Origin of the sequence: Streptomyces sp. SAJ15 (genome assembly GCF_007595705.1) — a bacterium.
Lineage (GTDB): Bacteria > Actinomycetota > Actinomycetes > Streptomycetales > Streptomycetaceae > Streptomyces.
In genome coordinates this window covers 364,227-379,652 of sequence record NZ_NISY01000001.1, presented here as the reverse complement: position 1 = coordinate 379,652, position 15,426 = coordinate 364,227, and the positions used below count along the sequence as shown (strand labels likewise).

Here is a 15,426-nt window from a genome sequence, read left to right as displayed (position 1 = left end):
CGTCAGTACACCCCCTCGACGACGGTGGTGCCGTCGAACGTCGGGACCGGCTTGATGTCGGCGACCGCGTCGCCGCCGAGGCCCTCGACGGCGGGACGGCGGATCGCGGTGTCCCGTTCGAGGTTGTTCGGGATCAGCATGCTGCGGCTGATGTGGCTCATGACCACCTGACCGCGTTCGCCGTAGGGCACCGTCCTCCCGGTGTCCGGGTCGACGACCCTCATGCTGACGAACGGGTACGGCGGGTCGAAGGTGGACGGCTCGTCCGCGGCCAGCCCCGCTCGCTCGTACATACCGGCGCCGACCATGGTGCTCCCGTAGAAGCCGAGCAGTTGCGCCTCGGGGAACACCTCGTCGCGGAACAGGCTGCGGGTGTCGACGCTCATCGAGGCACCGCCCCAGATGAGGGTGCGGACCTTGCGGTTGATCAGTTCGGCCAGCTCCTCGTCGTCGGCCAACGCCTCCAGCAGCGGCGGCGTGGTGAAGACGACGCCGACGTCCTGGCTCCGCAGGATCCACCCGACCTGGTCGAGGACGTGTGCCAGGTACCTCTTCGTGTCCTCGGAGCGCCCCTCCCCGACGCACTTCTTGACCCACCGCGGGTCGAGGTCCACGGTGAGCGGCACTCCGCCCCGGCGGTGCGCCAGCGTCCGACCCATGGGGGCGAACATGTGCGGTCCGCTCGGGCCGATCGTCAGCCAGTTCACCCCGCGGGGAACACCGCGGTCGTCCAGGACCCCGCTGTGCCACGAGTTCAGCTGCTCGTGGAGGTCGGGAAGCCAGGCGACGCGCTTGGGCGCACCGGTCGTCCCGCCGCTCTCGAAGACGTCCAGCGGGATCGGCGCGTCCCCGTATCCCCGCGGGACGAGGTCTTCCACGCGGACGTCACGCAGCTCGTCGACGATGTTCGGGAACAGCGTCAGATCGGCCTCGGTACGGATGTCCTTGCGCGGGTCGAAGTCCAGGCTCTTCGCCCGCTCCAGCCAGAAGCGGGAGCCCGTCTTCGGGTCGAAGTGCCACTCCATGGCGGCGGCGAGCAGGTCCGGCATCGAAGGCGGCCGTTCCCACGGGGTGTCGAGCACCGGCAGGGGCCGTGCCGGCGCTGCCGCCCTCCTCCTGGGCTTGGTCGCGTGCTCGGTGAGGGCGTCGGCCACCGCCGTCGCCACCCGATCCGCCTCCTCGTGGCTCATCACCAGGGGCGGGCTCATCAGCACGGTGTTCGGGTTGTTGCGGATGATGACCCCGTTGCGCTCCCGGACCAGCGGCGGCACCCACTCGGCCGACAGCGGCTCCCCGGTGTCCGGGTCCTGGGCCAGTTCGATGCCGATCATGAGCCCGATCTGCCGGACCTGGCCGACGGTGGGCAGCTCCTCCAGCCGGCGCAGCCGGGCGCCGAGGTGGTCGCCGACCTCGACGGCGGCCGCCAGCAGGTTCTCCCGCTCCAGGATGTCGAGGTTGGTCAGCGCCACCGCGCAGCCGGTCGCGTGACCGCTGTAGGTGTACCCGCCAATGAACCCCTCGTCGCGGGTGACGACGTCGACCACACGGTCGGCCACCAGCAGGGCGCCCATGGGGAAGTAGCCCGAGGTCAGCCCCTTGGCGGTGACGATGAAGTCGGGCGTGACTCCCATCCGTTCGGCGGCGAACCAGTGCCCGGTCCTGCCGAACCCGGTGATGACCTCGTCGAGGATGAGGAGAATCCCGTGGGCGTCCAGCAGTTCGCGCACCCGCGGCCAGTAGTCGCTCGGCGGTTCGACCACGCCGGCCACGCCGAGGATCGGCTCGCCGATCATGACCGCGATCTTGTCCGCGCCGATCTCCTCGATCGTCTCCCGCAGCTCCCGCAGGCAGAAGTCGGTGGGGTCCTCGCCGCCGTACATCTCCGGGTGGAAGGGCATCGGCGGCGTCAGGTGCCGGACGTGGGGCAGCATCGGGCCGAAGCCCTGGTGGAACATGGGCATACCGGTCGCCGCGCCGCCGCCGTACGTGATGCCGTGGTACCCGAAGTTGCGGGCGAGGATCCACGTCCGCTCCGGCTCGCCACGTCGGTGGTGGTAGAGCCGGGCCATGCGCAGCGCGGCGTCGACCGCTTCCGCGCCACCGCTGGTGAAGTACACCCGCTCCATCGGGGAGGGCGCCAGGTCGATGAGCCGGCTCGCCAGCCTGATCGAGGGTTCGTTGGTGAACTCGTGGAAGCTGCTGAAGTACTCCAGTGTGGACATCTGCCCGGCCGCGGCCTCGACCAACTCGCGCCGCCCGTGCCCGACGTGCGCGAGCATGAGCCCGCCGGTGGCGTCCAGATACTCGCGGCCGTGCGCGTCGCGTAACCGGCAGCCGGAGCCCTCCACCATGATGATGCGATCGGTGACGTCACCGGGCAGGTGTGGATGGATCAGCCGGGATCGGTCTTGTTTCACCAGGACGTCCGCGTCTATGAGCGGTGCCCTCGTCGGGTCCAGTCGCGTCATCGCTTCCCCCATCGACGGTCGGTCGGGAGTTCCATTCCTGGTTCTCCGCGAAGGATCAGTCTGCAAGCCGAGACAGAGGGGAAGCGACAGGCTCGAACGAACCAGGTCATATCGTGGACAAAATCTTCTCCGTCAGTCGTCAGTCCCTCCCGTTCTCCGGCAGGGGCCCGCGCGTTACGAAGAGGGCGGTGCCGACGAGGAACGCGGTCGCGGCGGGGATCCAGGACCAGGGTTGGGCGCCCGGCTGGGCGGCCCAGGCCCACAGGGCGTGGGCGCGGCCGAGGGCGTCGCCGCGGGAGAGGTAGAGCATCGTGAGGTAGACGAGGGTGGGCGCCCAGCTGAGCCGGGCACCGATGACCGTGGCGGCGGCCAGGGCCACGCCCACCCCGCCGAGGAGGTTGCGGAGGAGCCCCCAGGTGCCGATGAAATCCGAGGCGGAGGGGGTCGCGAGCACCAGGGCGAGGCCGGCGATCAGGGTCAGGACGGTGAGGTGAGCCAGCCGGCGGGGCGGCCAGGGGCGGACGGCGGTCGCGTCCAGGGCCGGAGAGTGCTGGTACGTGCTGATGCCGATGGCGCAGGCCGCGAACACGGGGGCGAGCGCCTCGGCGCGGATCCGCTGCGCCGGGTCGAGGTAGACCTCGGGGACCTGGGCGCCGACGGTGGTCAGGGCCGCGACGGCGAGCAGGGCGAGCACGGTGCCGGGCAGGGCCCGCGACCGGGCGTAGAGGACGAGTCCGTGGGCGTGCGGGCGGGCGGTGGAGTGGTGGGTCACAGGGCGGGCACCTTTCCGGAGCAGGCGCGGGTGGCCGCGAAGTAGCGGCCGAGCCAGGCGCGTCGGCGATCCTCGTCCATGGAGGTGAGACGGGACCGCACTCGGGCCTCGGCGCGGGCGTTCTCGAGGGACTGCCGGTCGCCCCCTTCGCGCGCCCGTTGCTCCCAGCTCTCCCGCCTGCTGTCGCTGAGGTCGTTGGAGACCAGCCAGTCCCGCACGGCGTCGTGGAGGTGTTCGTCGGGTCGGTTCTCGCAGTCGGGGAGGAGCATCGAGGCGGCCTCCCAGGCGAACTGCTCGGGTTCGGCCAGCCCGCCCCGTACGACGTTCTGCCCGTAGTAGAGCTGCGGCAGTTGGAAGCGGTCGGGAAGGTGGTCCACGCCCTTCAGCCGGCCGGTGATGCCCGACAGTGCGGCCGACACCTGCGGCAGCAGGTCCTTCTTCTCCGCCTCGACGCACACGCGCGGCCTCGAGTCGTCGCAGACCTGCTCGCGCGCGTGGGCGGGCAGCTGCCACATGTCCTCGCCCGTCCGCGCCATCGGAACCGCCGCGGCGACCGCGGCGGCGAGCGGGACGACGGCGACCCAGGACCATCGGGGGCGCAGGGTGTGGGCGAGGGCCGCGGCGACGGCGAGGCCGCCGATCCACGCCATCATCGCCGGCGGCTGCCACCACACCGGCTCCACGCGGAAGCCGTCGTCGGCGGCCGGGCTGAGGAACCGGGCCGAGGAGTCGACGTCGGCGAGGAAGGCGAGCAGCAGATACGTGGCGGCGGCGAGGGCCGGCGCCGCCAGCCGCCATGGCGCGAGCCGGCCGACGACGGTGCCGATGACCGCCACGCCGGCGAGGAGCACCAGGTCCGCGGCGACCGGAGCGAAGATCGGTCGGCCGCCGGGAGCATACGGCCAGGTGGCCAGGTGCGACCCGGTCACCACCACGGCGTGGCCCACCACGGCCGCGAGCGCCACCGGCACCGCCACCACCAGGAACTGCGCGAACTCGCCTCTGGCCCCGGACGCGCGCAGCTCCGCCATGCGGCTGCGGCGCTCCCGCGCGCCCTGCCAGCATCCGGCGGCGGCCGTGAACGGCCCGAGCAGCAGGACGGCGGTGGTGTGCAGGTACTGGCGGGTCTCGGACCAACTCCCCTGCCAGTAATCCGCCTTGTCCGCCATGTACAGCGCCTCGGCCACGCACACCACCAGAGCGATCCAGCCGGCGGAGCCGCCGCGCACCTCGGAGAAGAGCGGGTGGCGGAGGCGGCGGGGCGGCGTTGTCACGGGGCGCGTCGCCCGGCGGCGGAGGAGGGAGGGGCGCTCATCGAGCCTCATCGGGCCACCCCTCGGGTGGCCGCCGCCCCGGAGCGTGCCAGACGCAGCGCGGCGGTGTAGCCACGCTCGATGGGGCTCCCGGCGGAGTCCCCGTCGTCCGAGCGCTCGCCGAGTGCGGTCAGGTCGTCCGGTCGTTCGCCGAGTGCGGCCAGGGAGTCCGGCGTGCCGCGGTAGGCCACCGTCCCGGACTCGATGAGGGTCACCTCGGTGCACGCCGCGGCCACGTCCTCCACCAGGTGGGTGGAGACGATGACGGTGGTGCCGTCCCGGCCCAGCTCCCGCAGCAGCGCGCGGAACTCGACCCGCTGTTCCGGGTCGAGGCCCGCGGTCGGTTCGTCGAGCAGCAGCAGGGCCGGATCGTTGACGATGGCCTGGGCGATGCCGACGCGCCGCACCATGCCGCCCGACAGGGTCTTCATCCTGGTGTCGAGGCGGTCCGTCAGCCCGACGCGGGCCGCGGCACGCTCGACCGCCGCCCCCGCCTCGGCCGCCGGCACCTCCTTCAGCCACGCGACGTAGGCGACGAAGTCCCGCACGGTGAAGCCCGGGTAGTAGCCGAAGTCCTGCGGCAGATAGCCCAGCCGGCGGCGGGCGGCGGACAGCTCCCGGTGCCCGGACAGCGCGCGGCCGAGGAGCTCGACCCGGCCGGCGGTGGGGCGGGCGACCGTGGCCAGGACCCGGATCAGGGAGGTCTTGCCCGCCCCGTTCGGGCCCAGCAGGCCGTGCACCCCGGGGTCGAAGTCCAGGTCGACGGAGTCGAGGGCGAGGGTTCTGCGGTGCCGGACGGTCAGTCCGCTGATGGTCAGTACGCTCACAAGGGTCTCCAGACGGTTCATACGCGGGGCCGGCCGGGGCCGGGCGCGAGGTCGAACGAGTGGCGGCGGAGGGCGACGAGCGCCGCGCACAGGGCGGCCGCCGCGGCCCAGCCCGCCTGCGCGCCGGCGCCGGACAGGCACCGGGCCAGGTGATCGGTCAGCGCCCTGTCCCAGGGCACGCCGCCTCCCCGCCGGTAGACGAGGAGCGCCGGCGCGAGGACCGCGAGGCCCCAGGCGCCGGCGAGGAGTCCGGCGGCCGCGGTACAGCCCAGGTACGAGCCGAGCGCCAGGCAGCCCAGCGTCAGCGCCAACCCCGGCAGCAGCCAGGCGGCGGCACCCGGCACCCCGGGCCCGTCCGGCACCACGGCGCCCGCCGCCGTCAGCAGCGGCAGGCTCACCGCGAGCACCGCCGCGCTCCGGGTCAGCAGCAGCCGCAGGCCACCGGAGGGGGAGGCGAGGGCGATCTCGTGCGCCGGGTCGGCGGACGGCCCGTAGGACATCGCCACCCCGGCCGGCGGCAGCAGCGGCGCCAGGGCGAGCAGCAGCGGCCGGACGCCGTCGACGTCCGCCCCGTACGCCAACCCCACCGCGCCCGCGCACACCAGCAACACCGCGATCACCCAGGCGCCGCGCAGCGCGGGGCCGGCGGCCCAGAGCACGCGGCCGAGCCGAGGCGTGCGGCCGAGCCGAGGCGTGCGGCCGGGCGGACCGGGGCGGCCGGGCGTGGAGGCGCCGAGTAGGCCCCCGGTGCGGTCGGGCAGACCGGCGCGGTCGGGCAGACCGGGGCGGTCGAACCGACGCGTGCGGCCGAGCAGACGCGTGCGGTCGGGCGGGCCATGGCGGTCGAGCCGCCGGGCGCGCGCCGGGCGGTCGGTGGCATGGGCCTCCCGCCGTGGGTCGGCCACCGTCGCCGGCAGCGCGCCCAGCAGCGTGCCGCGCACGTCCTCCAGCACCCGCGCCGCGTCTCCTCGCGAGCGCACCGCGGCCGACACCGCGGCCGCGCAGCCGCCACAGACCTCCACGTGCTTCTCCAGCGACCACTCCGCCGCCTCGTCGAGCGTCCCCGCCGCGTAGCGCGCGCTCATCACCCCGTCGACGTGCCACGTCCCGGCCGTCGGCCGCGCCCCGGCGGCTTCCGGGGTCTCGTGTCGACTCGTCACGCCAGACCTCCCAGCGGTGCGCGATCCTCGGACAACTGGGCAAGCGCGGCACGCAGTTCGCGGCGGGCCCGCATGGCCCGGGTCTTGACGGTGCCCTCGGGGATGCCGAGCAGTTGGGCGGCCTCCCGGGTGGTGAGCCCGTCCACGACCGTGGCCCTGAGCACCTCGCGCAACTCCGGCGAGATCCGGTTCAGGGCTGCCCCCACGTCGCCGTACTCCAAGCCGTCGAGGACCCGTTCCTCGGCGGAGGGTGCGACCGGTGGCGGCGCGTACTCCACCCGCTCGGCGCGCGCCTGGACCCGCTGCGCGTCCACCAGCCGCCGGGACGCGATCACCCACAGCCAGCCGCCGCACTCCGTGCCGCGGTGGGAGGCGGCGGACCGCCAGACGGTGAGGAAGGTGTCCTGGAGCACCTCGCGCACGGTCTCGGGGTCCGCGCAGCGTCGCGACAGCCGCGCGAACAGCCAGCCGGCGTGCCGGTCGTAGAAGGTGGCCAACGCCGTCTGGTCCCCTCCGGCGACGGCACGCAACAGGGCGGCGTCGTCGTCTCGGTCAGCCCTTCGTGGGCGGAACAGTCTCACGCCCCCTCTATCGCTCGCCGGAACCGGTTCGGTTCACGGGCGGCGTCGCCGGCGAAGACGGCCATGGGAAGGGTGTCGACCGGAGGGGGGTCATACGACGGGTGTCCCGCGAGGGGTGTCATACGAGGGGCGAGTCGGCCGCGACACGGCCGTCAGGACCGGAGGCGCCGGCACCCGCGCGTACCGAGTGAGGAGCGGAGCCTCCGCGTCCCGGGCGAGGGGCAGTGCCTCCCCGCCGTCACACCAGCCGCAGCGTCGCTTGCCCCGGCGGGTTGGCGACCGCGACGCGCATGCCGCAGCAGTCGCACCAGAACTCCCAGCCGTTCGCGTCGACCTCCTCGCTTCCGCACCCCATGCAGGGGTCGGAGACGAAGCACGCCGACTGTCCCAGTCCTGTCTGTCGAGGCCGGGCCAGCCGCTCCGCGGCGTAGCACGCGATGCACAGGCCGCCGCTGAGCCCCGGCAGCTTCATCGGCCTCGCGCGGCAGTGGTCGCAGGCCCGCTTTCCGACGGACTCGGTCGGCAGGGCGCGCAGTCGGTTCTCCTCGCTCACGGCCCTATTGTCACGCTGGCACCGGTCCTCCGCCCCCACATCCGGCGCATTGGCCAGGGCCGTTGGCCCGCGCGGCGCGGCCGGCGGCCGGAATTGGCCAGCGCAACTGAGCATCACGAAACGCGGTCGCGCCACCTGGACGCGAAGGCGCCCGGACGAGCCGGGCGTTCCCCCTCGAATCTCCGACAAGGCAGGCCACGCCAAGGACGCTAGATGTGAGGGGGGTCACATGGATCAAGACAATGGGGCAGACCGCCCCATATGGGCTTTGCATCCACGAACGAATGACCCTTCGCGGCTGTGACCTTCGCCGCGTCGGCGCACCCCGGACATCGGCCGCCACACCGCCCGCCGCGACGTTGTGGCTGATCACGCGCGTAGATACGTGCCGTCACCAACTCTTCGCTAGGAGTGGCGGATTGGCACAGCGGCGAGCGGACGGAAAGTCACCACTTCGGGCGTTACCCGGCGGATGGCGGGCCGAGTAGGGTGTGACTCCGTCACCCCCTCTCAGTGCCCGAACCCAGACACCTGGCCTACGCGCGCGGTCCAGGTTTCCGGGCCGCGCACGTTCACCACGCGAGAGGGATGACATACGCATGGCGTTCTTAGGGAAGAAGCGCAGGTTTGACTGGCGCCGGGCGGCGAAGGCCGCTCGCGCGGCCGCCGGCAGGGGCAGCGGCAAGGTGAAGAAGGGGACGGCGTTCGTCGCCGACCTCACCACGATCCTCGTCGCGATTCTCCACCTGCTGCGGCTGTAGCGCCGTGCCCCCGGCCGGGGTCACCCCCGACCGGAGCCACAGCCTGCGGCCATGAGCGGGAAGTCCGTCCCCGGCGCACTGGAAAGCATCAGGGGGCGGGCTTCCTTCATTTCCACATCCTCGGGCCCGTTCATGTACGTGATCGACATCACTCAACATGTGGGCGCGCTGCCATCATGCCGGTTTGTGCACTGCGCGGTCTACGCCCAGTTGCCACCGTTCACCCGATGGTGCGCAGCGCCATTACAGCCGTGAGTCGGGAGTGAGTGCAACAGCGGACGGACGGTCCAACTGCGCCTCACACCATGCGATATGCAGTGTCGAAACAGCGTTGCACCCGTGGTCACGCGGGTACGGCGGCCCCTGGCGCACCGGTTCGAAGGGGCCGTGCCGAGCCGCCGAGAGTGAGCAAGGTCATGCCCGCCGGTATCGCCCAGTGGACCTCAACCACTCGCCCCAACCTCGTTGTTGGGCGCTCCGTCGCCCGTCTTCGGCAGGTCCCCGCGCTCGACGCCCGCGCCCCCGTCCTCATCATCGCCCATGCCCCGGGGCGACTTGGGGAGTAGGGAGTCGATCTCGGCGTCGTCGGCCTGGTGGGCGGCCTCGGCTGCGGCGCGCAGCGTGTCGCGGTCGATCGAGGCGCGGTCGGCGTGGAGCCGGATGACGCGGTTCTCCTCGTTCCGTACGTACTCGTGCGCCGTCCCCGAGACGCGGTACTCACCCCGACCGTCCCGCTCGCAACGGACCTTCTCGCCGTTCGTCGTGGACCCCGCTATGGCGCAGTCGTCACTCCCGGTCCGCTTCTCGTCGACGGACAGCTGGATCGTCCCGCCGCCCTTCGCGGCGACGTAGGCGCTCTGGAAGCCGTGGTCCCCGTAGACGTTCACCGACTGCTCGGCCACGTCGAAGCCCTTCACCTCGGTCACATAGACCATGTCGAGCTGGATCTCCAACGCCTGTGCCCGCCGCTGGAGTTCGGCCCGGTCCGCGCCTCCCCCGTCGCCCGACTCCGTCCCGCAGGCGGTCAGGGCGAGGGGCAGCAGCAGAAGGGGCACCAGTGCCTGGCGTATGTGTCTCATGGGGGCATGGTGTCGCATCCGTGGGCGGCGAGCCCCCTCATCAGGCCCTCGGGGTCCGTGCCTGTCGCTCCTCCAGGAGCATGCGCAGCGGGCCGGGGCTCAGCGTGATCATCGGTGTGGGCCGGACCGGCGAGCCGCCGGCCGGCCGCAGCCGCCAGCGGGCGGCGACGGTGGCCAGGACGAGCAGCGCCTCCGTCATGCCGAAGCGGTCGCCGATGCACCTGCGGGCGCCGCCGCCGAACGGGAAGCCGGCGCCGCGCGGCAGCGAGGCCGCCCGTGCGGGCAGCCAGCGGTCCGGGTCGAAGCGGTCCGGGTCGGGGAAGACCGCCGGGTCGCGCCCCAGGGCGTAGGGGCTGATCACGAGGGTGGACCCGGCCGGCAGCCGGCGGCCGGCCAGCTCGACCTCGCGCGTCGTGATCCGGTTCAGCAGCCAGAAGGGCGGGTACTGCCGCAGCACTTCGGTCAGGACCCGCCGGGTGTACTCCAGCTCGGGCAGATCGGCGAGGCCCGGCGGGCGGCCGCAGAGCACCTCGTCCACCTCGGCGTGCAGCCGCGCCTCCACCCCGGCCTCCCCGCCGAGGACGTGGAACGTCCAGGCCACCAGGTTGGCCGTGGTCTCCACGCCGCCCAGCAGCAGGGTCATCACCTGGTCGTGGACCTCCCGCCGCGACATCCGCCCACCGGTCTCCTCGTCCTCGGCGTCGATGAGCAGGGACATCAGGTCCTCGCCGCCCCCCTCCCCCGCGCCGGTCGTCCCCTTTCCCGGCCCGCCGGCTGTCCCCTGGCCCGGCCCGCCGGTCGTCCCGTAGCCGGCGATCGTCCGGTCGATGACCCGGCGCAGCCGGGCGAGCGCCCGGTCGAAGCGGCGGTTGGCGGGCGTGGGCAGCCGGTGCAGCGCGTCGACCGGCAGGATGGTGCGGGTGAAGACCCCGCGGGTGATGACGGGCAGGCAGCGACGCAGCTCGGCGACGGCGTCGTCCTCGACGCGGCCGCGGAACATGGCGCGGACCGTGATCCTGGTGGTGAGCTCGTACAGCGCGGCGCCGACGTCGAGGATCCGTCCCGGCCGCCAGCGGCGGAGCACGGCGTCGATCTCCTCGCCCATCACGGCGGCGTATCCGGGCATCCGGTCGGGCTGGAACGCCTGCTGGAGCAGTCGACGCTGCCGCTGGTGGTCCTCCCAGGGGGAGGAGGCCAGTCCGTTCCCGATGATGGGCCGCACCTTGTCGAAGAGCGGGCCGCCCTTGTCGTAGGTGCGGGCGTCCCGGAAGACCTCGTGGGCCACCCCGTGCCCGCAGACCACATGGGCCGGGCGGGCGCCGAGACGTATCTCCACCAGCTCGCCGTGGCGCGCCATCGAGGTCAGGAAGTCCAGCGGTGCCCGGGCCAGCGGGATCGCGTGGCCGAGCAGCGGAAGCGCCCCCGGCGCCGTTCCCGCCCGAGGTCGCTCCACCCGCCGCGTCCATTCCGCCCGCCGCGCCCGTCCCGTACGCCCCGTTCGTCCGGTCTGTTGCGTCATCGCTGCCGCCCTTCGCTCAGCCTGGCGACCGGCGCGGCCAGGCTGATCCAGCCGGAGGTCGCCCCGTCCCAGACGTATCCGTCACCGAAATACCGCGGTGTGAGGTACTCGAACTCCTGGCTGCCGCCGATCAGACGGTCCAGTCCGTCGAGGTAGGTGCGGACGTCGGCGCGTGTCCCCAGCGGTCCGCGGCACACCGCCGCACGCGCGGCGAGGTACGACCTCTCGTGGTACTCGACCAGCCGGCAGACCCGGTTCACGGTCTGCTGGAGCGTGAGCCCCTCGTGCTGGCACAGCACCCGCAGGGCGTTGACGGTGTCCTGCCGACTGTGCTCCGTGCGCCACGAGAGCAGATCGTTGACGAGGATCAACTGCCGGACGCCATGGGCGTGCAGCTCCCTCAGCGACGGCTCGTCGACGAAGGGCGACATGTCGACCCCGATCGCGTACTCGGTGAGCAGCGTCATGAAGTCGAAACCGAAGCTGTGCGGTCGCCAGGTCATATAGCTCGCGTAGTCGGGCACCACGCCCGCCCGGCGGAGGGGGAACTCACCGGCCGTGCCGTCCAGGAAGGTCTTGAGGGCGGCGCCGAACCGATCGGCCTGACGCGGGCTGAGCCCCGGACCGATGCGCCGCCACAGATCGCAGGCGGCGCATCCGTACGGGAAGTCCGGGTCCGGCTCCGCGCCGGCGGAGAAGTCCTCCAGGATGCGGGCGAACTCCTCGCCGAGTCGGCGCCGGCTGGCGCCGAGCGCGGTGGGGTCCATGGCGAGGTCGTCGATGACGGTGACGAACTGGTAGAAGTCGACGACGTTGAGCGCGCGCGCCTCGTCGGCGGTCGGGACGGTGAGCGATCCGTAGAGCCCGTTCCGCTGCCTCAGGTACTTCAGCAACTCCTGCTCGTCGGCGAAGCAGTCCGCCAGGAAGCGGCGCACCCAGCCGTTGGACCGGAACTCGATCTGCGCGGCCTTGGGGTGGTAGGCGTAGGGCAGCAGCCGCGGAAGCTCGGGGAGGTAGAACTGCCCCTCCGCGCGTCGCCGGCCGCCGACCGCCGGGGGCCTGGTTCCGGTCATGAGCTCCTCACCCGGACCGGATGCGCACAGGGGAGCTCCACCGTAGGGATCTTCTCGGTGAGGAACGCGCCCGGAACGGCGTCGACGGTGGTCCGGATCTCCGCCGGATCCAGTGCCGACGCGGGCGGCTGCTGATGGACGAGTGATGCCTGTAACGCTGCGGTACTCATGGTGTTTCCCGCGGGGGAAGAGGAACGAGAAGGTGTCGAAGCGCGGGGCGTGCTCCGACCTCACGGAGCTTTCACCCGCGGATACGGCCGGAAACCCCGTCCGACCTTGACCTCCACCTCATGGCTCACGAAGCGAGGCGAAGAGCGGCGCGCCTTTCGAGCCGCACGCCCCTGGCCTGCGCACGTGTCGCACGACCGGCGCCGCGACCCGGCACATACGGCGACGGCGACGGCGTACGACACGGCACGAACGACCACGGCCGCTCCCCGCACCCGGCGCCACGCTCGCCACCGTCCCCACGGCCGACGGTCAGGCCGCGCTCCGCTGGTCGTACGCGTCAGGGCCCGGACGGGCGGGTGCCCGACCGGCGTGGCGTCCGCACCGCTACGCGCCCCACGTCCCCGCGCGGCGCGGCGGCAGACCGGCGGCCACCAGCTCGTCACTGGCCCGCCGCACCAGCTCCTCGGCGCCGCAGCGCACGGCACCCTGCACGCCCTGGTACAGCTGCGCGGCGGCCTGCGCCGCCCGTCCGTCGCGGCGCAGCGCGGCTCCGAGCTCCACCTGCGCGACCGCGAGCAGATGCGCCGCGGACGACCGCTCAAGGTGGTCGACGGCGCGCCGTAACAGGGCGATGGCCTCCGGGGGCTCCTGCACCCGGGCGGCCACGCACAGCGTGGAGCCGACGGCGGCATCGGTGCCGAAGCGCTCCGCCCGCCGTACCGCCTCCCTCGCCAACTCACGCGCCCGGTCCGGGTCCTCGGCGTGCACGGCGAGGGCCAGCTTGAGCATCCAGGGGCACCAGCTCGGATTGTGCACCCCGCGGGCGTCCAGCCGCCGGCCCACCTCGGTGAGCTCTTCCGCCGCCTCCTTGACCCGGCCCCGCGCGAGCAGCAGCTCGGCGCCGACGGACTGGGCGTCCGGGATGGTGACCGCGGACGGGAAGGGCCTGCCGAAGTCGTGCCGCGCGGCGAGGTCCTCGGCCGCCTCCGTCTTGCCGCGGGCGAGCAGGATCTCGATCAGGCTGCCGACGGCGTACCAGTGCACGGGAGCGCCGGGCGCGGCGCGGCCGGCCAGCCGCAGCCCGAGCCGGGCGAAGTCCTCCGCGTCGGTGAGCCGGCCCGCGCGGAAGTGGATGTAGCCCAGGAAGGAGTAGCCGAAGGCCAGCGGCACGCCGCGCTGGCCCTGTCGCTCGAACTCCGCGACGCCGATGGTGAAGAGCTCCTCCGCGCGGTCGGGCCGGTCGCAGTAGAGGAAGGTCAGCCCGACCAGCGCCGGCACCTCGAAGCCCCACTGCTCGTCGGTCCAGTTCATGCCGTCGGCCAGGGCACGCTCGGCGTAGTCCAGCACCACGGCGGCCGGCTCGCCGCGCAGCATCGCGTCCCAGGCGCGCAGCCCGAAGACGTAGCGCTCGGTCTGGTCGTGTCCGGTCAGCCGCTCGGCGAGCTTGGCCAGCCGACGCGAGTGCGTGGGGGTGTCCTGGTCCTGGGAGCTGAACGCGGCCATCATGAAGTGCTCGGTGTGCAGCCGGAGTCGGGTCGGGGCGTCGGTGGTCGCACGGGCCTCCTCCTCCAGCAGGCCCACCGCCTCGGGCATCCGGTCGCAGTAGGCGAGCGCCCGGGCGAGCCGGATGACGATGCCCTGGCGGAGCGCGCCGTCCGGGCCGGCCTCCTCCAGCGCCGACCGCAGGTTGTTCACGGCGGTCGCCGGGTCGTGCCACAGCGCGGGACAGCCGAGTTCGTAGAGGAGCGTGGCCCGCAGCTCCGGGAGCGGCGGCTCGCGCAGCGCCCGCTCCAGACAGCGGCGGGCGGCGTCGGGCGCTCCGGTGCGCAGATACTCCATGGCGGCCTCGCGGAGCTGGCCGACCACCCAGGGGTCGTCCTCCGGGTGGATCTCCATCAGATGCCGCGCGGCGGCGGCCGCGCCCTGCCCGGACTCGATGAGGTCCCAGGCCGCCTTGCCGTGCAGCGCCACGCGCGTGGCCGCCGGGATCGAGCGGTAGATCGCCGTCGCGATCAGCGGATGGGCCAGCTCCAGGTTGGGGGTGTCCTTCACCAGACGGGCGGCGCAGAGCCGTTCGGCGGCGTCCGCGGCCTCCGCCGGGCCCATGCCGGCTATCGACATCACCAGGCTCGGCGACGCCTCCGCACCGAGCACGGCGGCGGCCCGGGCCAGCCGTACGGCGGAGGAGTCGAGCCGCTCCAGCCGCGCCACCACGCTCTCGTCGGTGGCGGCGGCCATGGACGGCAGCAGGCCGGTGTTCTCGCGGGTCGGGGACAGCTCCTGCCCCTTGGCCTTGGCGATCAGCTCCAGGGTCCGGAAGGGGTTGCCCTCGGTGGCCTGCCACACCCCCTGGCAGAACGCGTCCTCCGCCTCGGCGCCCATATCGGCCCGGACCAGCTCGGCCACCGCGCCGGGGCTCAGCGGGGCCAGTCGGTAGGGGCGGGCGCCGCTGCCCGCGACCAGCTCGTCGAGCTCCGTGACGTCGGCGGTCTCGGCGGCCGCCGTCGGGTGGTCCTCGGTGCGGCAGGCGATCACCATGAGCACCGGAAGCTCATCCAGGCGGGACGTGAAGCCGCCGAGCCAGGCCAGCGACTCCGGGTCCGCCCAGTGCGCGTCGTCCAGCACCAGCACCAACGGGCCGCGCTGCACCGCCACGTTGATCAGCACCCAGTCCAGGCCGTCGCGCACACCCTGCGGGTCCGGGGCCGCACCGTCCTCGACGGGGCACAGCCCCACACAGGGGCCGATGATGTCGTACCAGGCTCCCAGCAACTCCCGGCGTTCGGCCTCGGGGTAGGAGGCCAGCAGGGGTTGCAGCAGCTGCCGCACGACGTGGAAAGCGACCGCGCGCTCCCGCTCGCCGCCCCGGGCGAACAGCGCGACGCACTCGCGCTCGGCGGCGAGCCGCCGCACTTCGGCCAGAACCGTGGTCTTGCCGACCCCGGCCGGGCCGGTGAACACCAGCAGTCCGCCGCGGTCGGCCTTCGGTCGCTGCACACCGGCGGGGGACCAACCGCCCAGGTCATCCAGCCGGGCCCGGACGGCGGCCCACTCGGCCTCCCGCTCCAGTGCCCTCGGAACTCGCCCGTCGGAAGCGGCCGCCGCACGTAGGAATGACGCCATCCACGAAGCGTATCGGCCACATCACA

Annotated in this window: 12 protein-coding genes; 1 reads left to right on the top strand and 11 read right to left on the bottom strand. The window is 73.1% G+C overall.

Going from position 1 to position 15,426, the window contains the following annotated elements:
• Positions 1–2: 2 nt before the first annotated feature.
• The 7 genes from CD790_RS36545 to CD790_RS01640 form a co-directional block, all read right to left on the bottom strand.
• Positions 3–2,468, bottom strand: coding sequence for an aminotransferase class III-fold pyridoxal phosphate-dependent enzyme (locus CD790_RS36545; protein WP_313956447.1), 2,466 nt, complete (start codon positions 2,466–2,468; stop codon positions 3–5).
• Between the two features lie 139 nt (positions 2,469–2,607).
• Positions 2,608–3,240, bottom strand: coding sequence for a hypothetical protein (locus tag CD790_RS01665; RefSeq protein WP_144381153.1), 633 nt, complete (start codon positions 3,238–3,240; stop codon positions 2,608–2,610).
• Positions 3,237–4,565, bottom strand: coding sequence for a hypothetical protein (locus CD790_RS01660; protein ID WP_144381152.1), 1,329 nt, complete (start codon positions 4,563–4,565; stop codon positions 3,237–3,239). The genes CD790_RS01665 and CD790_RS01660 overlap by 4 nt, the downstream gene beginning before the upstream one ends.
• Positions 4,562–5,401 (bottom strand): ATP-binding cassette domain-containing protein, encoded by an 840-nt coding sequence (locus CD790_RS01655; RefSeq protein WP_186318827.1) that lies wholly within the window; start codon positions 5,399–5,401, stop codon positions 4,562–4,564. Before CD790_RS01655 ends, CD790_RS01660 begins: the two co-directional genes overlap by 4 nt.
• Positions 5,398–6,540 (bottom strand): zf-HC2 domain-containing protein, encoded by a 1,143-nt coding sequence (locus tag CD790_RS01650; protein WP_260867269.1) that lies wholly within the window; start codon positions 6,538–6,540, stop codon positions 5,398–5,400. Before CD790_RS01650 ends, CD790_RS01655 begins: the two co-directional genes overlap by 4 nt.
• Entirely contained in the window at positions 6,537–7,121 is a 585-nt protein-coding gene (locus CD790_RS01645; protein ID WP_144381151.1) for an RNA polymerase sigma factor, read from the bottom strand. The genes CD790_RS01650 and CD790_RS01645 overlap by 4 nt, the downstream gene beginning before the upstream one ends.
• A gap of 238 nt (positions 7,122–7,359) precedes the next feature.
• Positions 7,360–7,674, bottom strand: coding sequence for a hypothetical protein (locus tag CD790_RS01640; protein WP_144381150.1), 315 nt, complete (start codon positions 7,672–7,674; stop codon positions 7,360–7,362).
• Positions 7,675–8,273: 599 nt separating this feature from the next.
• Between CD790_RS01640 and CD790_RS34360 the strand changes: the two genes are divergently transcribed.
• Positions 8,274–8,435, top strand: coding sequence for a hypothetical protein (locus CD790_RS34360; RefSeq protein WP_186318826.1), 162 nt, complete (start codon positions 8,274–8,276; stop codon positions 8,433–8,435).
• Positions 8,436–8,878: 443 nt separating this feature from the next.
• On the opposite strand, the gene CD790_RS01635 is transcribed toward CD790_RS34360, so the two are convergent.
• From CD790_RS01635 to CD790_RS01620, 4 genes are all read right to left on the bottom strand, one after another.
• Positions 8,879–9,514 (bottom strand): hypothetical protein, encoded by a 636-nt coding sequence (locus CD790_RS01635; RefSeq protein WP_144381149.1) that lies wholly within the window; start codon positions 9,512–9,514, stop codon positions 8,879–8,881.
• Between the two features lie 40 nt (positions 9,515–9,554).
• The gene (locus CD790_RS01630; RefSeq protein ID WP_260867268.1) at positions 9,555–10,967 is read right to left on the bottom strand and encodes a cytochrome P450; all 1,413 of its coding nucleotides are present in this window, start codon (positions 10,965–10,967) and stop codon (positions 9,555–9,557) included.
• Between the two features lie 62 nt (positions 10,968–11,029).
• The gene (locus CD790_RS01625) at positions 11,030–12,106 is read right to left on the bottom strand and encodes a terpene synthase family protein (RefSeq protein WP_144381147.1); all 1,077 of its coding nucleotides are present in this window, start codon (positions 12,104–12,106) and stop codon (positions 11,030–11,032) included.
• Between the two features lie 555 nt (positions 12,107–12,661).
• A complete protein-coding gene (locus tag CD790_RS01620; protein WP_144381146.1) occupies positions 12,662–15,400 on the bottom strand; it encodes an AAA family ATPase in 2,739 nt (912 codons plus the stop codon).
• Positions 15,401–15,426 lie beyond the last annotated feature (26 nt).

Bases quoted from the DNA above. Each gene is read 5' to 3' on its own strand.
- CD790_RS36545 (WP_313956447.1), bottom strand. From the start codon at position 2,468: ATGACGCGACTGGACCCGACGAGGGCACCGCTCATAGACGCGGACGTC.
- CD790_RS01660 (WP_144381152.1), bottom strand. From the start codon at position 4,565: ATGAGGCTCGATGAGCGCCCCTCCCTCCTCCGCCGCCGGGCGACGCGC.
- CD790_RS01655 (WP_186318827.1), bottom strand. From the start codon at position 5,401: ATGAACCGTCTGGAGACCCTTGTGAGCGTACTGACCATCAGCGGACTG.
- CD790_RS34360 (WP_186318826.1), top strand. From the start codon at position 8,274: ATGGCGTTCTTAGGGAAGAAGCGCAGGTTTGACTGGCGCCGGGCGGCG.
- CD790_RS01635 (WP_144381149.1), bottom strand. From the start codon at position 9,514: ATGAGACACATACGCCAGGCACTGGTGCCCCTTCTGCTGCTGCCCCTC.
- CD790_RS01625 (WP_144381147.1), bottom strand. From the start codon at position 12,106: ATGACCGGAACCAGGCCCCCGGCGGTCGGCGGCCGGCGACGCGCGGAG.
- CD790_RS01620 (WP_144381146.1), bottom strand. From the start codon at position 15,400: ATGGCGTCATTCCTACGTGCGGCGGCCGCTTCCGACGGGCGAGTTCCG.